This window comes from Coprococcus sp. AM100_B19A, from assembly GCF_027662015.1.
Taxonomy (GTDB): domain Bacteria; phylum Bacillota; class Clostridia; order Lachnospirales; family Lachnospiraceae; genus Allocoprococcus; species Allocoprococcus comes.
In genome coordinates this window covers 169,304-189,621 of the sequence record NZ_JAQDKN010000006.1, presented here as the reverse complement: position 1 = coordinate 189,621, position 20,318 = coordinate 169,304, and the positions used below count along the sequence as shown (strand labels likewise).

Genomic DNA, 20,318 nt, shown 5'->3' with positions numbered 1-20,318 from the left:
TGTCAGGAGAAATCCTGGCATTTTTTTATGTCTTTTTGCACTTCAAAAAATAATTTCAAAAAATTTCTAAAATCATGTCCGATTTTGTCTCTCCCAATACAGAGTATATGCAGCTTTTTCTTTTCGTTCTTCGGCGAGTTTTTCTTTGAGATTTTCTTCACGCTTATCGTCGAATACAACGGCTGCATTATTCAAAAATTCTTTCTTCCATACTGATTTTAGTATATCAGATTTATTATAATCTGTCCGAAAAAGTGTCTAAATTTATGAGACCATTATAGGAGAGTAAAGATAAAAAAAGGTGGTTTATTAGTCTGTTAATCGGTATAATAATGATTACAGGGATTATTTTGGATATTTGTAATATGAGCGTGACATGGATGTGTATGGTTCAGCTATGATCAGTCGGTTCCGAATGCATTATATATGACTGTGTATGCATCAAAGTGGCAGACGAAAAAAGGAACACAGCTAATGATACACAATACTATTATGATGTGAAAAACGAAAAAGTACTCATGATTTTTGACGGTATGGTTGATGGTGAAGATAATCCAGAGCTTATTGAAAAAATCGAAAATACAATTCAAAATTATTTTTGGAGTGGAGCAGGTATGATAGAAGTAAGAAAATATTTGACATAGTTATCCTGCTCTCGGTATCATAAATATGGATACAAAATCAAGTGTACAGAATTTATGGGGATATACGCATGAAATTTCAGGAGGAACAATGAAAAGTAAAAAGATTGGGATGCAGGCACTAAAAATTGCGATAGGAAGCAGTCTGGCGATTTACATAGCCAATCTGTTTGGACTGAAGTATTCACTGGCGGCAGGGAGTGTTGCACTTCTTACGATGGTGACTACAAAGTGGAAAACTGTCAAATTATCGGTAGCGAGGGTTGTAACATTTATAATTTCAGTACTTATGGCGCTTATTATATTCTCGGCAGTAGAATCAGAATGGATGGCATATGGTATTTATGTTTTTTTTGTGGTTATTATCTCAGAGATGATCGGATGGGGAGCGACGATTTCTGTAAATGCACTGATCGGAATGCATTTTCTGGAAGTCAGAGATTTTGAAGTTGATTTTATTGCAAATGAATTTATGCTGGTATTGATCGGAATTACGATGGCACTGGTCCTGAACTTGTTTTATGATTATGGAAGTCAGCGCAAGGCGTTGGTCGAAAATATGCGATATACGGAAGAACGTCTGCAGATGATACTTGGAGAGATCTCGGCATATCTGGCGAATAAGGAAATGCAGAGAAATGTATGGGATGATATCTGTGCGTTGGAAAAAGAGGTTCAGGGCTTTATCCAGGATGCCTATGAATATCAGGATAATACGTTTCAGTCACATCCGGGATACTATATCGATTATTTTGAAATGCGTATGAAGCAGTGCAACGTGATCCATAACTTACATTATGAGATGAAGAAAATCAGACATATGCCAGATGAGGCAATGATCATTTCGAGTTATGTGTTTGATATGCTGGTATGTGTGAAGGAACATACAGTTCCGACAGCTCAGTTGGATGAACTACATGAACTTTTTGCGATTATCAGGAACAATTCACTTCCAAAGACCAGAGAGGAATTTGAGAGCCGTGCGATGCTGTACCATATCCTGATGGATCTGGAAGAATTCCTTGTATTCAAAAGAAGGTTTGTGGATGGGCTGGATGATAAAAAGCGAAAATTATACTGGGATAATTAAGCTCTCATTTGTCAAAAAGAATGTGTTATGGCACATTCTTTTTGACACTTTCAGATCATCAAATTCCTGATAATAAAAAATCAGGAACCGGATGGGATACGGATAATAAGTTTTTCACCGTCTTTTGTAACAGAAGTAAGAACCGGGATATGCTTTTTGCGAAGCTGATGCACGACCGGGTAAAGAGAAAACATATCTCCATCGACATAGACAGCTTCCGGTTTCGTTTTCAGCATATCTTTTACCAGATCTTTGATATATTTTTTCCACTCTGTTTTTTCCATTTCTACCTCAGCATAAATTCCATTGATATCTAAAGCAGGGAGATCAGGCAGAGGTTTGTGGATAATTTTTACATGCGTGAGTTCTGGCAGCTTCATTAAAAGTGTGTTTGTAGAAGTGTCGGAACTGAGATTTACAAGGGTAATCTCGTCAGTAAAGGTATCCAGACTGATCTGACATGCTTTTCGTGCATCTTCTAAAGTAGCTGTAGTCATTAAAAAGCCGCCCTTGTGACAGAAAGAAGCACTCGAAAGACCGGTTTCTTTCTGGAGTTCTTCATTTTCCAGACCGAGCCATTCAGATGGAAAACTGCATTTATAATTCAGGGAATATTCTTTTTTCTGAGGCTGGATACAGTAACCACCGCGGTTGGATGGAAAAATAACGAAAGCGATATCTGTTTCGGAAAGACGTTTCTGGCATGGAATGAATTCAGGAAGGACCAGAATACGGGAATCAGCTTCAGGATTTTGTGTTTCGAGAATTTCTTCGATCCGCTTGTCAGCACGTTCATTTCCAAGGTAACGGGCAAATTTATTGTCAAGGATCATTCCGGCAACACTGACTGCACGGAAAAAGGCTTCATCGGTTCCGCCATCTTCGTCCCAGGAAGGATTGAAGCTTCCAATCAGTGAAGCCAGTTCATTTTTTTCACCGGTATTATCATTATTATCCAGTGGCTGGACAAAAGCTTCGTCAAACTTAGCAGCAAGCTCTTCCCCCAGGATTTCGGTACCAAGTTCTTCCCAGAGAAGGCCGAATGCCGCGTAAGGGATGCCATTTTCACGGATGCGGCTGTCTTTCTGGTGATGGTCATATCTGCCGCGCCCAATGTCGAATATGATGCCGTCAAAGTCTTCGGGTACTTTATTACCACGAAGGATTGTAATTTCCGGATTTAAATATAATAACAATGCAGAGGAAAATACATCATCTGCGTGGAATTTTCCACTATGTGTAAATGCGGAAGCATCTTTTAGGCGGATCTTTTTTAATAATTCATTCATCTTAATCTCTCCAAATAAAAATAGTTTTGCTAATGTAATAATGTATAAGCAGAAAAGGAAAATGTCAAGTGTGGAAAATAGTAGAATTCCGGGCTGTTTCGCAGAGAGGATGGGGAGTTTTGTCAGGATGTGATAATAATCCGGATCATAATGTGCCATCACGCTATGAAAAGATTTATGGATTTTTAGAACTCCCGGATACGCCGGAGGAAAAGTGGGTTCTCTCCGGCATCCGGGGGAAAAGTCACATGGATATGCAGCTGAGGTGATTGTAAGCTATCTGGAAGAACAGCTTATCTGTCAAAAATAGATTCCAGGATTCTGACAAAGTGTTCCAGCCCTTCCTGATCTTCTTCATCAAAACGGGCGAGAACAGGGCTGTCGATATCCAGAACGCCAACGATTTCATTTCCTTTATGAAGCGGAATCACGATCTCGGAATTAGAGGCGCTGTCGCAGGCGATATGTCCCGGGAACTGGTGGACATCCTTTACCAGCATAACCTGATCGTTTGCCACAGCGGTTCCGCAGACACCTTTACCGATTTCAATTTCAATACAGGCAGGTTTGCCCTGGAAAGGACCAAGGACGAGCCTGCCTTCTCTCATCAGATAAAAACCAACCCAGTTGATGTTCAGAAGCGCATCACCGAGAAGGGCCGATGCATTTGCCAGATTTGAGATCTGGTGAGGGATTCCGTCAATCAGACCGCGGAGGCGGATTGAAAGCAGGGAATACAGTGGCTTTTTATCAACTGGCCATTCAAAATTCGAAGTATTCATAAAAAATCTCCTTAAATATTTCCGTTTAACACATCTTCCAATGTAATCTCGTAGAAGAAATCATGTACCATTCCATCAAATTTCTTCCACAAAGGAAGCGTAATGCACTGCTCTTCACGGCTGCAGACCTCGGCACCTGGAACCAGGCAGGCGACTGTAGCAAGATTGCCTTCCGCAAGTTCAAGAATCTCGCCGATAGTGTATTCAGAAGGTTCCCTGGTAAGCTGGTATCCGCCCCCTTTGCCACGGCGTCCTTTTAAGAGTTTCTTCTTTACAAGAATTTTCAGGACAATTTCCAGGTATTTTTCGGAAATTTCCTGGCGGATTGCGATCTCGTTAAGCGGAACATATTCTTCGTCCTTATGCTGGGCGAGATCAATCATCACGCGAAGTGCGTAACGTCCTTTTGTAGAAATCATAATTAGTTTTCCCCCATTTTTTTATATGTACAATAGCAGCACCAGAGAGTTTATGAACCCTGGTGCTTTTTTACCTATTATACCGTAGGGTTATATGTGTTTCAAGAAAAAAACAAAAAAATAAAATAACCTATTGACTTAGTAGGTAATAGATGATATTATACCAACTAAATTGATAGGAAATAAAGGTTATACAAAATAACCAGTACTGATAAATATGAACGGAGGAAGAAATAATGGCAGAATTTGATTATGAAGTAGTAAATGGAAGAAAGATCCGTGTACGTCCGCAGGAAGTTGTATCGGAGATAGATGAGAATGGATATTTTGTCCGCCAGCCAAATCATTTTACAGAAGGATTTGGAGAAGGAAAAAATCCGGTAGAAAAAGGCAGATACCATCTGGTATGGGCAAAGCTTTGCCACTGGTCTAACAGAGCTTCGATCGTAAGAGAACTTCTTGGACTGGAAGATGCAATCAGTGTCAATATGGTTGATCATGCAAAGCATGAGAAGAATCTTGGATGGGAATTCGTATACGACAAAGAACATATCGATCCGGTCCTTGGAATCCAGTTCTTAAGTGAAGCTTATTACAAAGCTGATGATGATTACACAGGAAGAACAACGGTACCGGCTCTGATCGATACAAAGACAGGAAAAGTTGTAAATAACGATTACACCTGGCTTACCAATTATTTTGAAGTAGATTTTAAACCGTTCCACAAAAAAGGAGCACCGGATCTTTATCCGGAAGAACTCAGAAAAGATATCGATGAGATGAATGAATGGCTCTTTGATAACATTAATAATGGAGTTTATAAAGCAACCTTTGCAAGATCAAAGGAAGCTTACTGGGATGCCTATAATTCTTTTTATGCAGCAATGGATATTCTGGAAAAACGTCTGGAAAATCAGAGATTTCTCTTTGGAGATTATGTGACAGACAGTGATGTGAGACTGTATGTGACGCTGGCGAGACTGGATATTCGTTACACCTGGCAGCTTGGACATACCAAACACCGCCTGATCGATTATCCGAATCTGTGGGGATATGCAAGAGACCTGTATCAGATTCCGGCATTCAGAAATAACACCTACTTTAAGGATTTCGCAAATCCAAACAACAAGAAGGTCGGCGCATTATTTTTTGAATCTTTCAATGCAAGATTTCTGGATGAGATTAATTTTGATGCATACTGGGGTGCACCGCATGACCGTGCACATTTAAGCAGCGATCCGGGCAATAAATTTAAGGCAGAAGAACAGTAGGAGGAACGAATTATGGCAGATTTTGAATATGTAGATGTAAATGGAAGACAGATCAGAGTAAGACCGAGAGAAACTGCACAGGAAATTGATGAATATGGAAATTTCCATCGTCAGCCAAACCGCTTCACGGAAGGTTTTGGAGAAGGGAAAAATCCGGTAGAAAAAGACAGATATATTCTTTTCTGGGCAAAAGGATGCAACTGGTCCAATCGGGCAGCGATCGCAAGAGAGCTTCTCGGACTTGAGGATGCAGTGAAAGTTGAGATCGTAGACTGGACAGACCAGGAAGAGAATCTTGGATGGGAATTTGTAAATTCCCCGGATCATATCAATCCGGAAACGGGCGCACAGTTCTTAAGTGAGCTTTACTACAATGCGGATGAAGAATACACAGGACGTACAACCGTTCCGGCATTTGTAGATTATAAGACAAAGAAAGTGGTAAATAATGATTACCACTGGCTTACAAATCATCTGGAAACAGCGTTCAGACCATTCCACAAAAAGGGAGCGCCGGATCTTTACCCGGAAGAATTAAGACCGGAGATCGATAAGCTGAACAAATGGCTCTTTGAAAATGTAAACAACGCTGTTTATCGAGCGCAGTTCGCTGAATCCTTACAGGCATTTGCCGATGGATATGAGACATTTTTCGCAGGGCTTGATGCAATGGAGGAAAGACTTGCAGACAAGAGATTCTTATTCGGAGATTATGTGACAGACAGTGATATCCGTCTTTATACAACCATCGCAAGACTGGATGTGTCTTATTCAAGAAATATCGGACCTTGCAAACACCGTCTGGTAGATTACCCGAATCTGTGGGGATATGCAAGAGATCTGTATCAGATCCCGGCATTCAGACATAACACATATTTTAAGGATTTTGCGGCATCTGTCGATCTGAATGAAGCAGATGAAGAGTATTGGGAAAATACATACTATGATATCGTGGTGCAGGAAACAGACTGGGATACTATCTGGAAGACACCGACAGGAAGAGAATCACTCAGTAAAGATCCGGCACACAAATTTAAAGCAGAAAAATAACAGACGAAAGACGAGGAAAAATATTATGAAAAAGTTGGCAAGCATTTTAGCAGTTACACTGGCAGCAGGAGTCCTGGCTACAGGATGCGGATCTTCTTCAGGAAGCGCTTCAAAGGACAGCTCTTCAGACAGTGGAAAGACAGTAATCAAAGCAGCAACCGGAGCAAACGCAAAACCATATGTCTATGTAGGCGATGATGGCAAGCCGGCAGGATACGATGTGGATGTACTGAATGCAGTTTTTGATAAACTTCCGGATTATGAACTGGAATATGAAGTGACTGATTTTGGATCTGTACTTTCCGGACTGAACAGTGGAAATTATCAGATCGGAGTTAACAACTTCTCTTACAACGAAGACCGTGGAGCAAGTTATCTTTACTCTTATCCATATGACAAGATCAGCTATGTATTCGTAACAAAGAAAGGTGGAAAAGAGATCAAATCATTTGAAGATGCAGCAGGACTTTCTTTTGAAGGTGGTACAGGAATCAGCGTATCCAATGCAGTAGAAGCATGGAATGAAAAGAATCCGGATAAAGCGATCAATATTACTTACTCGGATGCAGATACATCTGTATTTTTACAGCATGTAGCAGACGGATCGCAGGATTTTACGATCATCGATCTGGCAATGTACAACTCTTACATGGAAGAATTTAACTATGATGTGCAGAAAAATGATATTCCGGAAGATGAAGCAAAAATGATTGCAGAAAACTCTTATGCATATTATATTTTCCCACAGGATCAGAAAGATTTAAGAGAACAGGTAGACAAAGCGCTGAAGGAGCTGAAGGAAGACGGAACCCTGACTGAGATCAGTAAAAAATGGTATGGTCAGGATGCCGCACCGGAGGATGATAAGTTCGAGGAGACGATTAACTAATGGGTAAATTATTTGATGGAAAACTGGTATTTACACAGATACCGCTACTTTTAAAATATCTTCCGGTCACAATGGAACTGGCTGTCACAGCAATGATCGCCAGTCTCATCCTGGGACTGCTCCTTGCACTTGTGAAGATTAAAAAGGTACCGGTACTGAAACAGCTGGTAAGTATCTATATCTCGGTTATCCGCGGAACGCCGATCCTGGTTCAGTTATATGTGACTTATTTCGGTATTCCGATGCTCCTGAAATATATCAATTTTAAATGTGGAACCAACTACAATGTCAATGGAGTCGCACCAATCGTATATGCATTCGTTGCTCTGGCACTCAATGAATCTGCATTTAACGCAGAGATCATCCGTGCCTCTCTTGAATCAGTAGATAAAGGACAGGTTGAGGCAGCAAGCGCTTTAGGAATGAATTATTTCCAGGCATTGATAAGGATCATCCTTCCGGAGGCAACCGTGGTAGCACTCCCATCCCTTGGAAATGCATTTATCGGACTGATCAAAGGAACTTCTCTTGCATTTGTCTGTTCCGTAGTGGAGATGACCGCAGAAGGAAAGATTCTTGCGGGAAGAAATTACCGTTATTTTGAAGTGTATATCTCACTGGCAATTATTTACTGGGTAATTACTTTCGTACTTGAGAGAGTGATCAGCTATCTTGAGAAAAAGCTCCGGGTACCGGAAGATGCACCGGCACTTTTAGATATCAGAGATACAGAGGTGGAATAAGGTATGATCGAAATCAAAAATATATCAAAAACATTTAAAAATAATAAGGTTCTTGATGGGATCGACCTTACCATCAATCAGGGAGATGTCGTAGCGATCATCGGACCTTCTGGAACAGGAAAATCCACATTTTTAAGATGTGTGGACAGACTGGAAAAACCGGAAACCGGAACCATAACGATTGACGGTGAGACACAGGATCTTGCACATATTCATGGCAAAGATTTGACAGAGCTTCGGAAAAAGACCGGCATGGTTTTTCAGAATTTCAATCTTTTTTCAAAGAAGACAGCGCTTCAGAATGTAATGGAGGGGCTGATCGTGGTAAAGAAGATGAAAAAAGAGGAAGCAGAAAGGATTGCGAGAGAGCAGCTTAAAAATGTAGGTCTTCTGGATCACGCAAACCATTATCCGAGACATATGTCAGGTGGTCAGCAGCAGAGGGTTGCAATCGCAAGAGCACTTGCGATGGAGCCAAAGCTTTTGCTTCTGGATGAGCCGACATCTGCACTGGATCCGGAGCTTGTCGGAGAAGTTCTGGATACGATCAAAAAAGCGGCAAATGAAGGATATACAATGCTTCTGGTGTCTCATGAGATGAGCTTTGTACGAAACGTTGCAACCAGAGTGATCTTCCTGGACGGAGGAAAGATCCTGGAAGACGGAACGCCGAGAGAAGTGTTTGGAAATCCAAAGAACGAACGTGTCAAAGAGTTCTTTACAAAGATCAACCGGATGGAAGAACCGGATTATTCAATTTAAGAGAAAAACAAAATCGGTTGAGGGATCAGTCGATTTTTTCCAACAGGATAAAAGAAGGGAGCGAAAGCAATGAGTATCAGACTGGTGACAGACAAGGAAAATGTAGATTATCAGGCAGTGGCAGATATTTTAGACCATTTTGGACTGAGTCATTTTGATGCCGCTACAGAAGAAAAAATATTTAAGAACAGCTATGCGACGGCATTTATTTACGATGGAGGCCAGGTAGTTGGCTGTGCGAGGGCAATTTCCGATGGCGTGTGTCAGGCTGCAATCTACAATGTGGCACTTCTGGAAGAAGGCTATCGTTTTGGTGAAAACGATTATGAGAGAAGGCTTGCAAACCAGAGATACTTATTTGGTGACAGACTGACTGAATCTGATGTGCGTCTTTATGTGACACTGGTACGATTTGACTGTGCATATTATCCGGTATTTCGTCTGAATAAAAAGCTTCTCCGCGATTATCCGAATCTGTGGGCATATGCAAGAGATTTGTATCAGACACCGGGATTTGGCGACACAACGAATTTTGCGGCGATCAAGAAGCATTATCATATTGATTGCTGCCCATCCAATGAGTTTGCAATCGTGCCGAACGGACCGGATGAATCCTTATGGCTGACACCACACGGAAGAGAAAAATTATCCGGAAAATAAAGAAAGCGGGGAATGAATGATGAAAGCAGTCAGAGTGACAGAAGAATGGCAGAGAGCCGGGGTACACTATGTGCGGACACAGGCAATGTGCCTGGGATTTAAGATCCCGCTTGAGGGAGAATTTTCAGATGACACACCGGAAGATGAATATATTCTGGTGATGGACGGAATTTATCCGGTATCCACCTGCAGGCTGCATTATCTGGATGAACATACCGGAAAAATTGAGCGCGTGGCAACACTGGAATCCTATAGGGGAAAACATTACGGACAGGCAGGAATCATTGAGGCGGAAAACTGGATGCGCGAAAAAGGTGTGACAAAAATCTATATCAATTCCAGAAAAGCGGCACTTGGATTCTATGAAAAGCTCGGCTATACCGCAGATTTTTCACAGGTAAGCGGCTCCGGAGAGTTTGAATGTGTGATGACGGAGAAAGAACTTGCGTAAATTTATGAAAAGAAAACTGGATTTTGGCAGAAAGATATTGTACAGTAAATAGCGACATTGATTTATAGAAACAGGAGAGATAGACAAGAATGAAGTACGGAATTGATACACGATGTCAGCATTTGGCTGACGATAATAAGGATGAAATATATGGGGCGATCAGTTATCCAATCTATCAGTCTGCAACATTTGCAAGAGACAGAGTAGGCGGAGGAAGTGGTTATGACTATTCCAGATTACAGAATCCGACGAGAGAACATCTTGAGAAGATCGTAGCATCGCTGGAAGAAGGAATCGATGCACTGGCATTTTCGACAGGAATGGCAGCAATCACAGCTCTGATGGAGATTTTCAAACCGGGCGATCACATCATCATTGATGAGGATCTTTATGGAGGAAGCGTCCGTCTGTTCCACAGCATTAATGTGAAAAATGGACTGACATTTACCAGCGTGGATTTAAGCAGTGTGGATGTAGAGGATTATATCCAGGATAACACAAAAGCAATTTATGCAGAGACACCGACCAATCCGATGATGCGTGTATCCGATCTGGAAGAACTTTCAAAGAAAGCAAAAAAACATGAACTTCTTCTGATCGTGGACAATACCTTTTTATCACCATATTTCCAGAATCCGCTGAAGCTTGGTGCTGACATTGTTGTGCATAGCGGGACAAAATATCTGGGTGGACATAATGACACACTTGCAGGTTTTCTGATAACAAACCGCGAGGACATTCAGGAACAGCTTCGTTTTATTATCAAGACGACAGGAGCAACCCTTGCACCGATGGACAGCTGGTTGATCCTCAGAGGGATCAAGACGCTTGGAGTCCGTATGGACAGGGCACAGGAAAATGCACTGAAGATCGCACATTTTCTGGAGAAGCAGGAGTATGTGACAAGGGTGCTTTATCCGGGACTTGAATCACATCCGGGTTACGAACTGATGAAAAAGCAGGCAAGAGGATTTGGTTCGATCCTGACCTTTGAAGTAGATTCCAAAGAGAGAGCATATCACATTCTGGAAAATGTAAAACTGATCCAGTTTGCGGAAAGCCTAGGAGGAACTGAGACTCTGATCACTTATCCGATCACCCAGACGCATGCGGATCTTTCCAAAGAAGAGCTTGACCGGAACGGAATCACAGACCGGATTTTAAGACTTTCCGTTGGAATCGAAGGCGCAGAGGATCTGATCGCAGACCTGGAAGCTGTATTAAAGTAGAAGTGTGAGTCAAGCGACAGACATCTGTGATGGAAGATGTACAGGACAGATGGACGATGACCGTTTTTAGATCGGAATAATGACCGTGCAGATAAGGAAGTGGCAGAAATGAGCAAAATAGAAGTAAATGAAAAAAGAGTAGTTGACGAATTTCAGGAACTGACTGCGATCGATGCACCAAGCTTTGGGGAGCGTCAGATGGCAGACCGGCTGATCGTGAAATTAAAAGAACTTGGTTTTGAAGTAGAGGAAGACAATGCCGGAGAACATTTCGGAGGAAATGCCGGAAACTTATATGCATATCTTCCGGGAGATCTTCCGGGAGATCCGGTCCTTTTGTCCGGTCATATGGATACGGTTGAGCCGTCCAAAGGCAAGAAAGGGATCATCGGAGAAGACGGTGTGATCCGTTCCGCAGGAAAAGCAGTTCTTGGAGCTGATGATGTGGCAGGACTTGTGGAGATTCTGGAAGGAATCCGCAGTGTAAAAGAAGCGGGAGTACCACACCGGGATATCGAGATTCTTTTTGCAATTGCAGAAGAGCTTTATATCAAGGGCAGCAGCGTATTTGATTTTTCAAAGGTTCGTGCAAAAGAAGCCTATGTACTGGATATCAGCGGACCGGTTGGAAGCGCGGCATATAAAGCACCGTCTCTGATTTCTTATCAGGTGGTAGTAACCGGGAAGGCATCCCACGCCGGATTTGATCCGGAGCACGGCGTTCATGCGATCGCTATTGCATCCGAAGCGATCACGCAGATCAGTCAGGGACATGTGGATGAAGAGACAACCTGCAATATCGGATTGATCGAAGGTGGAAGCGGAACGAACATTGTTCCGGAAAAATGTATTGTAAAGGGAGAAATCCGGAGCTATTCTCATGAAAAAGCGACTCGTTGTGTAGAAAAAGTGGGAAATACCTTCAAAAAGGTGGCTGAAAAACACGGAGCTGAATCAGAACTTACCTGCGAAGTTCATCTGATCGCTTATGAGACAGCAAAAGACAGTGTGCCGGTAAAACGGTTTGAAAGAGTAAGCAAAAAGCTGGGACTTGCAGGAAATCTTGTAGAGACATTTGGCGGAAGTGACAACAACAGCTTTGCGAAGAACGGGATTCCTGGACTGGTGCTGTCAAATGGAATGTACCAGGCACATTCGGTAAATGAATATACGACAATCAAAGATCTTGGGACAGGAGCAGAACTGATCGCCGGGCTGATCACCGATGAGCAGTAGTGGATGTTATTATACAGAAAAGACGCCAAAAGCGTCTTTTTTATATTGATAGAAGAAAAACAGATAAAACATATTGAAATTAAATGTTTTTAAAATAATTCCCTATTAACCTATTGACAAAGTAGGTAAAAGTGGATATAATGCAACTATCAAATTTGAAAGATCACTATAGAGATCACGATACATCAGACAGTAGAAAAGAGAGGTAGAAAAATATGAGCGATTATAAATTTGAAACACTTCAGCTTCACGTAGGACAGGAAGAACCAGATCCGGCATCTGATGCCAGAGCAGTACCGATTTACCAGACAACATCTTATGTATTTAAGAACTCTGCACATGCAGCAGCAAGATTCGGACTTGCAGATGCAGGTAACATTTACGGACGTCTGACAAACTCTACACAGGACGTATTTGAAAAGAGAATCGCAGCACTTGAAGGTGGTGTGGCAGCTCTTGCAACAGCATCCGGAGCAGCTGCAATTACATATACCATCGAAGCACTTGCAGCAGATGGCGGACATATCGTAGCGCAGAAGACAATCTACGGTGGAAGCTTCAACCTTCTTGAACACACACTGACACATTACGGAATCACAACTACATTTGTAGATGCACATAACTTGAAAGAAGTAGAAGATGCAATTCAGGATAACACAAGAGCCATCTATCTTGAAACTCTTGGTAATCCGAACAGTGATATCCCGGATATCGATGCAATCGCTGAAATTGCACACAAGCATGGACTTCCGCTTGTAATCGACAACACATTCGGAACACCATATTTGATCCGTCCGATCGAACACGGAGCAGACATCGTTGTACATTCTGCTACCAAATTCATCGGTGGACACGGAACAACTCTTGGTGGAATCATCGTAGATTCCGGTAAATTTGACTGGAAAGCAAGTGGAAAATACCCGGCAATCGCAGATGCAAACCCAAGCTACCACGGAGTATCTTTCGTAGATGCAGCAGGTCCGGCAGCATTTGTAACTTACATCCGTGCAATCCTTCTTCGTGATATGGGAGCAACAATTTCTCCATTTAACGCATTCCTTCTGCTGCAGGGAACAGAGACACTGTCGCTTAGAATTGACCGTCATGTAGAAAATACAAAGAAAGTAGTAGAATACCTCTCTAATCATCCAATGGTAGAGCATGTGAACCATCCGTCACTGCCGAATCATCCGGATCATGCACTTTATGAAAAATATTTCCCGAATGGTGGAGCATCTATCTTCACATTCGAGATCAAAGGCGGACAGGAAGAAGCTCACAAGTTCATCGACAACCTGAAGATCTTTTCGCTGCTTGCAAATGTTGCGGATGTTAAGAGTCTTGTTATCCATCCGGCAACAACAACACATTCTCAGCTGACAGAAGAAGAACTGCTTGATCAGGGAATCAAACCGAACACAATCCGTCTTTCTATCGGTACAGAACATATCGATGATATCATCGCAGATCTTGAAGGTGGATTTGCAGCGGTTCAGGGCAAATAAATATTATACACACAGGAATTTTGGACGGAGGTTTTTCGAAACCTTCGTCTTTTTCGATGTGCACAGAAAATTTTAAGGAGAAAACACTATGACAAAGGCACAGATCAGAAAAAATGCTTTTCTGAAATCCATTCCGATCATGTGCAGTTACATTTTCGTAAGCATGGCATATGGGATTATGATGGAAAATGCCGGATTTGGCTGGTACTATTCACTGTTTGTCAGTCTTGCATTTCCGAAAGGAATTGCGGCAGTCAGGAGTGTTGAAAATGCTGTGCGATAAGCGGAAATCCGGTATTTTCGGATGGATCTCCCTTTGACCAGATGAACAGATTATGCTATGATATGTACCGATACACACGTATTTTTTATTTGACAACAATCCAGATGGAACTTTCTGTTCAATAAAGAGGATTATGTGTCAGGATACATTCTTTTTACAAGGAGAAAATCAATGAGTATAGATATTACGATCGAGGAAATGGAAACGCTTCCTGCAGAGTCCTACGAGCTTTTTGATATCCGTGGCGAGATTGAGCGCGCCCATGGAATCCTGCCGAATTCAGTGGCAAGCTCAGCAGATGCACTGATGGAGAATCCGCCGGAAGATAAGGAAAAGAAGATCATTATCTGCTGCAGCAGAGGACAGATCAGCAGGGATATCGCAGAAGAACTGCAGGATCAGGGATATGAAGCATACAGCCTGAAGGGCGGTTATGTTGGATGGCTGATGGCAGATATGAAGAAAAAGGAAGCAGATGATGTCTGTGAACATGTGGAGCTTAGTATCCGCAAGAAGTTCAAAAAGAAGATATGGTCCAAATTTACAAAAGCTGTCAGAGAATATGAACTGGTCAAAGAAGGTGACCGGATCGCAGTATGTATTTCCGGTGGAAAAGATTCAATGCTGATGGCAAAGCTTTTCCAGGAATTAAAGCGTCACAACAAATTTAACTTTGAAGTAAAGTTCCTGGTGATGGATCCGGGATACAGTCCGGAGAACCGGAAGGTCATTGAAGAAAATGCAAGGAAGATGAAGATTCCGATCCGGATTTTTGAATCCAATATTTTTGAATCGGTATTTGAGATTGAAAAATCACCGTGTTATATCTGTGCAAGGATGAGACGTGGATATCTTTATAATTTTGCACAGCAGATGGGCTGCAACAAAATCGCACTGGGACATCATTATGATGATGTGATTGAGACGATTCTGATGGGAATGCTCTACAGTGCACAGGTGCAGACTATGATGCCGAAGCTTCACAGTACAAATTTTGAAGGGATGGAACTGATCCGCCCGATGTATCTGATCCGTGAGGATGACATCAAGGCATGGAGAGATTACAATGACCTGCATTTTATTCAGTGTGCATGTAAGTTTACCGATACCTGCACAACCTGCAACAATGAAGAAAATCAGTCAAAGCGTATGGAGATCAAAAAGCTGATTGCAGAGCTTAAGAAGACGAACCCGTTTGTGGAGGGCAATATTTTCAAGAGTGTGGAAAATGTCAATCTGGATACGGTTGTCGGCTACAAGGCAAAAGGTGTAAGACACAATTTCCTGGATACTTACGATGATTAAAAATGACTGGATGTGCCGGAGGCGTATCTGAGATAGAAAGAAGAATGAAATTCCCGTCGGGCAGGTACAGGATCTGCCCGGCGGGAATTTTGAGATTAAATGACAGGAATATTGACCTGTACCAGAATTCCTGACGTTGATCAGGATAAAACGGTTTCCTGCTGGTTCTTGATATCGTGGTAAATAACAAAACGTCCACGTCCGTTGTGCTTAGCTGTATACAGAGCATGATCAGCAAGGCGGTATAATTGGCTGAAAGATTCAGCATCCGTTGGAGCAACAGCACAGCCGATACTGCAGGAAAGTTTCCGGCCATTTAGTTCCGGGATATCTACATTTTGAAGATTTGTATAGAGCTTTTGCAAATGCAGATGGATACTGTAATCCAGACGTACATTTTTCATCAGGATCATAAATTCGTCACCACCGACACGACCGATGATATCGGTTGTCCGAAACTGTTCTTTCAGAAATCCGGCAAATATTTTCAGTACCTGGTCACCGGTTGCATGTCCATAAGTATCATTGATCTGCTTGAAATAATCCATGTCGATCATCATTAAAGCCTGTAAATCTTCAAAATCTTTTTCGCGCAGCCATTCGGAAATCGTGTGTTCTGCATAAACTTTGTTCAGAAGTCCGGTCAGAGCATCTGTATGCGCCTGGCGAAGAAGCGAAGTCTGATTCTTCTGGTTGATCTTCCAGAGTGCGAAGATCAGAAGCAGCACAATGCAGATAAAAAAGGCGAACAGAATGATTTCAAAGTTGTTGATAAAAGCAAAGTGCTGACGGGCTTCGACAGCAGGAACGATATAGCAGAGCATCCAGTCGTTGTACTTTAGTGGCTGGTAGGAAATATAGCGTGCATGTGATAAATCTGCTGTAATCTTGCGGCAGTTTGCGTGTCCTTGCTTAAAATCTTCCTGAAGGGTAGCGCCATCTTCCGAGGTCTGAAATACCCAGTCAGAGGAAGAAGTAAAAAAGTTCTCCCGGATTTCGTTGTGAGTAGATTCAATGGAAATAATGTTGCCGTCCGAGTCTGTGATAAATGAGTAGCCGGAACCGGAATACAGATCCTCAAAGAGCATGGTAGTCAGTTTCGCGACATCGATGGAACCTCCAAAAACACCGATAATATTCTGATCTTTGTCATAAACAGGAACTGTGAGGACAACGAGGGTTTCGTTGTCTACGCTACTTGACAGAGGAGAACTAAGGACGCGTCTGCCTTCCAATGTCTTTTGAAAATAGTCCCGTGAACTTGCATCGGTATTCTTTCCATCGCTGGAGTGTCCGATACCGTCTGTAGAAAAAAGCATAAGCCGGTGAAAGGAGCTGGAAGAAGCCAGTTCAGCAAGAAGTTGAAGATTATCTCTACTGAACAGATCGGAAGTTGTTCCGAAGTATGCAGCAGGACTCTCCAGGAATTCATATTCTTTTTCCAGAACCAGTTCCAGGTGATCCTTTTGCTGCAGTGTGTTTTTTTGGATAACGTTCTGTACACTTTTATCAACGCTCTGTTGTACAAACCAGAAAAAAATCAGAAGTGTGAACGTCATTACAATCAGGAACGAAATGACAGCCGTTCCATATTGCATCAGTTCATGACGTGATATTTTTTTCATGTAAGCCCCCCTTATTTTGTACGTTAACAGATGAATTATCATTTTTTTAATTATAGCATGGATTTAACGAAATGTCATTTGAGAAATGTACAAAATGTATAAAACTTAAATAAAAAAAGGAATGAATAATGTAAGATATTAACAAATACATTACATTATTCATTCCGATTCTATTTTGCGAGTCTGTAAATGGCGTCCAGATAAATCTTCATCCAGATATCAAGCTTGTCAAGTTCCAGATATTCATTGGTCTGGTGCATCAGATCCGGCTGATCCGGTAAAAGTGCTCCGAAAGCAACACAGTTATCCAGTGCGCGCGCATATGAGCAGGCTCCGTCAACCAGAGGCATAGCAGATGAATCGCCAACAACGGTACGGTAGGATTCCAACAATGCTTGTACAAGGAAAGAATCTTTTGGGATATGAATCGATTCTGTGGCATTTGGATTTTCAAAACGGAATCCGGAGCCGCTTAAATGCTTCTGGATAAGCTCCTGTACCTGCATGCAGCGGTAAGTGACAGGAACACGATTGTCAATAGAAAAGATGACTTTATAATCCTGTACTTCGACCTTTCCTACATTAAAACTTAATTTACCGGAAATTTCATCGGAAAGATCAATTCCCAGTCCTTTGCCGGTCAGATCAAAACCGATGTACTTCATATAGAAGGCAGCGATTCTGGAAAGCTCATTTTGAAGTGGTAATTCAGAAACAGCTTTCATAAGTCCGCTGATCGCATTGATTCCGGTAGAAGGATGGGCGGCATGTGCGGCAACACCTTCTGCAGTCAGGCGAAGAGACGAGTCCATTCTGTCCAGTCGGAAATGGCAATTCGTCTGTGTTTCCCAGGAGAGAAGATTCTTATGGATCACAGCTTCCATTTCTTCGGGAAGCAGAACAGATGCGTGATCTGCAACTGCATTAAAAGCGTTTCCGCCGGATAGAACAAGCTCTTCCGTGATATCTGTTACAAGTTGATATTGGAAGACACCCTTCTCGGCATAAATAAGTGGAAATACAGCATCCGGTGTAAAAGACATCTGTGGAGCAGGGATTTTCTTTTGATTGAAATAATAATCCATGCATTTCCAGTCGGTTTCTTCATTGGCGCCAACGATGAAACGAATTCTCTTTTGCAGAGGAAGTTCCATTGCTTTCAGAATCTTTACTGCGTGCAGGCAGGCGAGAAGAGGACCTTTGTCGTCAAGAACACCGCGCCCGTAAAGATTTCCGTCTATGATTTCCGGTTTGAAAGGATCACAGATCCAGTTTCCGCTGCAGGGAACGACATCTACATGCCCAAGGATTCCCAGAATTTCATCCTGTTCTCCATAATCGGCATGTCCTGCGTAGTTGTCAAAATTTTCAACTGTAAGTCCCATTGAATTTGCTATTTCAAGAAAACAATCGAGAGCCTTTGCAGGACCTGCACCGAAAGGCATTCCTGCCTCCGGTGCTGCTTCCACACTGTTGATCGATACCAGTTTTATGATATCCTGGATCAGACTTTCCCGATCTGCTTTTATTTGTTTTTCAAAATCCATAACTGGCTTCCTCCTGTCTGGATAAGGTATTTATACATATAATTGAATGATTAGCATGATCGCACTGAATACGGTTGTCATACCCATAAGAGGCATGATAAATTTCAGCCATTTGTCATAGGTAACATCAACCATTGCAAGGGATGCAAGGATCAGTCCGGTCGGTGTGATGAAGGAAATCAGTCCAAGACCGTATGCGTATGCTGAAACGATGACGGATCTTGATACCCCAACGGTGTCGGCGAGCGGTGCCATGATCGGAATGGACAGAACCGCAAGACCGGAGGAAGAGGAAATGAAAAATCCAAGTACGATAAATACCAGCATCATAAGGATGATGAACAGGATCGGATTCATGCCGCTGATCGCTTTTGAGAAGAATTCAAGGATCGTATCAGAAATCATACCATCTTCCAGAATGACATTGATACCACGGGCAACACCGACAACCAGGGCAACACTCATCAGATCGGCAGCACCACCGATAAACTGATCCATAAAGTTCTTTTCGCCGATGCCGGAGGTAAAGGCGAGCAGGATCGCGCAGGCAAGGAAGAGAGCGGTCATATTATCAAACCACCATCCCTGTGCGACAAGTCCCCATACGAGTACACCAAAGGATACACCGAATACAAGCAGGGAAAGTTTCATTTTACCTGTAAATTCCGGAACCTCTCCCTGATGACCGTATTTCTGTAAATGGTATTCATACTGGTCATAGCAGATAGATTTAGACGGATCATCTTTTACCTTCTTTGCGTAACGAAGAATATAGATCAAGGTGATGATGATTCCGAGCACCAGTGCGATACCACGGATTCCCATTCCGTCAGCAAGGCTGATTCCGGCTGCGTTTGATGCATTTCCTACGGAAAACGGGTTAATGGTAGGGAACATGGTTCCGATGGAAGAACCCATATAAATGGCAGCGATACAGACCATAACATCGTATCCGGCTGCAAGGAATACCGGAACAAGGATCGGATACAGAGCAATGGTTTCTTCGGCAAGACCAAAGGTTGTTCCACCTGCCGCAATAATAATGGTAATCAAAATAATCAGGATATATTCTTTCCCTTTTGTGACTTTGGAAAGAGCGGCAATTGCTGCATTGAATGCGCCCATATAATTCAGGACACCGATACATCCGCCCAGAATGAATACGAAGAGGATGATATCAATGGTATCATATACACCTTTGATGGCAGCGAGAAGGATTTTGAATACTCCCTGTGGCTGTTGTTCTACTTTTTGATAAGTTCCCGGAACGGCAATTGGTTTGCTGATGCTTCCATCCAAAAATTTGTTCAGATTACCGGTGACACCAAGTTCATCCAACGTTTCCTGAGTGGGAGCCATTTCTGTAACGTCACCATCCGGTGTAGTGATTTCAAATACATCATGATCTGCGTTGTAGGTTAATTTGGAATAAAGTCCTGCCGGTACGATTGCGGTTAAAATAGCGGCAAAAATAAGGACGATAAATAATACGGTAAGCGCAGAAGGGAAAGAGATTTTTTTCTTTTTCATAATCGGTACCT

General features: G+C 42.3%; 21 protein-coding genes. 15 read left to right on the top strand and 6 right to left on the bottom strand.

Going from position 1 to position 20,318, the window contains the following annotated elements; genetic code table 11:
• The first annotated feature begins 446 nt into the window (after positions 1–446).
• Both PGQ33_RS08285 and PGQ33_RS08280 read left to right on the top strand, forming a co-directional pair.
• Positions 447–644: a hypothetical protein gene (locus tag PGQ33_RS08285; protein WP_118198904.1), complete on the top strand. Its 198-nt coding sequence runs from the start codon at positions 447–449 to the stop codon at positions 642–644.
• 88 nt (positions 645–732) lie between these two features.
• The gene (locus PGQ33_RS08280; RefSeq protein ID WP_117835110.1) at positions 733–1,731 is read left to right on the top strand and encodes an aromatic acid exporter family protein; all 999 of its coding nucleotides are present in this window, start codon (positions 733–735) and stop codon (positions 1,729–1,731) included.
• An 80-nt stretch (positions 1,732–1,811) separates the two neighbouring features.
• On the opposite strand, the gene PGQ33_RS08275 is transcribed toward PGQ33_RS08280, so the two are convergent.
• On the bottom strand, positions 1,812–3,020 hold the full coding sequence (locus PGQ33_RS08275; RefSeq protein ID WP_195479647.1) for an MYG1 family protein: 1,209 nt from the start codon (positions 3,018–3,020) through the stop codon (positions 1,812–1,814).
• 68 nt (positions 3,021–3,088) lie between these two features.
• Here PGQ33_RS08275 and PGQ33_RS08270 point away from each other — a divergent pair, with 68 nt between their 5' ends.
• Complete coding sequence (locus tag PGQ33_RS08270) at positions 3,089–3,289, top strand: hypothetical protein (protein WP_270205588.1); 201 nt, start codon at positions 3,089–3,091, stop codon at positions 3,287–3,289.
• Between the two features lie 24 nt (positions 3,290–3,313).
• Here the strand turns inward: PGQ33_RS08270 and PGQ33_RS08265 are convergent, their stop codons facing one another.
• Positions 3,314–3,802, bottom strand: coding sequence for a GAF domain-containing protein (locus PGQ33_RS08265; protein WP_055158593.1), 489 nt, complete (start codon positions 3,800–3,802; stop codon positions 3,314–3,316).
• An 11-nt stretch (positions 3,803–3,813) separates the two neighbouring features.
• Positions 3,814–4,221, bottom strand: coding sequence for an RrF2 family transcriptional regulator (locus PGQ33_RS08260; RefSeq protein WP_055158591.1), 408 nt, complete (start codon positions 4,219–4,221; stop codon positions 3,814–3,816).
• 236 nt (positions 4,222–4,457) lie between these two features.
• Between PGQ33_RS08260 and PGQ33_RS08255 the strand changes: the two genes are divergently transcribed.
• The 12 genes from PGQ33_RS08255 (at position 4,458) to PGQ33_RS08200 (ending at position 15,605) form a co-directional block, all read left to right on the top strand.
• Entirely contained in the window at positions 4,458–5,492 is a 1,035-nt protein-coding gene (locus PGQ33_RS08255; protein ID WP_117835106.1) for a glutathione S-transferase C-terminal domain-containing protein, read from the top strand.
• A 12-nt stretch (positions 5,493–5,504) separates the two neighbouring features.
• A complete protein-coding gene (locus tag PGQ33_RS08250; RefSeq protein WP_270205587.1) occupies positions 5,505–6,542 on the top strand; it encodes a glutathione S-transferase C-terminal domain-containing protein in 1,038 nt (345 codons plus the stop codon).
• 25 nt (positions 6,543–6,567) lie between these two features.
• Entirely contained in the window at positions 6,568–7,431 is an 864-nt protein-coding gene (locus PGQ33_RS08245) for a transporter substrate-binding domain-containing protein (RefSeq protein ID WP_117835104.1), read from the top strand.
• Positions 7,431–8,174 (top strand): amino acid ABC transporter permease, encoded by a 744-nt coding sequence (locus PGQ33_RS08240; RefSeq protein ID WP_055158585.1) that lies wholly within the window; start codon positions 7,431–7,433, stop codon positions 8,172–8,174. Before PGQ33_RS08245 ends, PGQ33_RS08240 begins: the two co-directional genes overlap by 1 nt.
• 3 nt (positions 8,175–8,177) lie before the next feature.
• Entirely contained in the window at positions 8,178–8,936 is a 759-nt protein-coding gene (locus PGQ33_RS08235) for an amino acid ABC transporter ATP-binding protein (protein WP_055249387.1), read from the top strand.
• Positions 8,937–9,005: 69 nt separating this feature from the next.
• Entirely contained in the window at positions 9,006–9,596 is a 591-nt protein-coding gene (locus PGQ33_RS08230; protein ID WP_270205586.1) for a glutathione S-transferase C-terminal domain-containing protein, read from the top strand.
• A gap of 16 nt (positions 9,597–9,612) precedes the next feature.
• Positions 9,613–10,047 carry a GNAT family N-acetyltransferase gene (locus PGQ33_RS08225; RefSeq protein WP_008369942.1) on the top strand — a complete coding sequence of 145 codons (435 nt, stop codon included), beginning with the start codon at positions 9,613–9,615 and terminating at the stop codon, positions 10,045–10,047.
• Positions 10,048–10,136: 89 nt separating this feature from the next.
• On the top strand, positions 10,137–11,276 hold the full coding sequence (locus PGQ33_RS08220; protein ID WP_270205585.1) for a trans-sulfuration enzyme family protein: 1,140 nt from the start codon (positions 10,137–10,139) through the stop codon (positions 11,274–11,276).
• A 108-nt stretch (positions 11,277–11,384) separates the two neighbouring features.
• Entirely contained in the window at positions 11,385–12,512 is a 1,128-nt protein-coding gene (locus tag PGQ33_RS08215) for a M20/M25/M40 family metallo-hydrolase (RefSeq protein ID WP_195502137.1), read from the top strand.
• 215 nt (positions 12,513–12,727) lie between these two features.
• Positions 12,728–14,017: an O-acetylhomoserine aminocarboxypropyltransferase/cysteine synthase family protein gene (locus PGQ33_RS08210; RefSeq protein WP_008369949.1), complete on the top strand. Its 1,290-nt coding sequence runs from the start codon at positions 12,728–12,730 to the stop codon at positions 14,015–14,017.
• Positions 14,018–14,105: 88 nt separating this feature from the next.
• A complete protein-coding gene (locus PGQ33_RS08205) occupies positions 14,106–14,300 on the top strand; it encodes a hypothetical protein (protein WP_055156213.1) in 195 nt (64 codons plus the stop codon).
• Positions 14,301–14,471: 171 nt separating this feature from the next.
• Positions 14,472–15,605: an ATP-binding protein gene (locus PGQ33_RS08200; protein ID WP_195502138.1), complete on the top strand. Its 1,134-nt coding sequence runs from the start codon at positions 14,472–14,474 to the stop codon at positions 15,603–15,605.
• A gap of 140 nt (positions 15,606–15,745) precedes the next feature.
• Here the strand turns inward: PGQ33_RS08200 and PGQ33_RS08195 are convergent, their stop codons facing one another.
• The 3 genes from PGQ33_RS08195 to PGQ33_RS08185 all read right to left on the bottom strand — a co-directional run bounded on the left by PGQ33_RS08195 (position 15,746) and on the right by PGQ33_RS08185 (position 20,307).
• Positions 15,746–17,230 (bottom strand): sensor domain-containing diguanylate cyclase, encoded by a 1,485-nt coding sequence (locus tag PGQ33_RS08195; protein ID WP_270205584.1) that lies wholly within the window; start codon positions 17,228–17,230, stop codon positions 15,746–15,748.
• 170 nt (positions 17,231–17,400) lie between these two features.
• Positions 17,401–18,777: a dipeptidase PepV gene (pepV, locus tag PGQ33_RS08190; RefSeq protein WP_270205583.1), complete on the bottom strand. Its 1,377-nt coding sequence runs from the start codon at positions 18,775–18,777 to the stop codon at positions 17,401–17,403.
• 30 nt (positions 18,778–18,807) lie between these two features.
• Entirely contained in the window at positions 18,808–20,307 is a 1,500-nt protein-coding gene (locus PGQ33_RS08185) for a YfcC family protein (RefSeq protein WP_173826119.1), read from the bottom strand.
• Between the last annotated feature and the right edge of the window lie 11 nt (positions 20,308–20,318).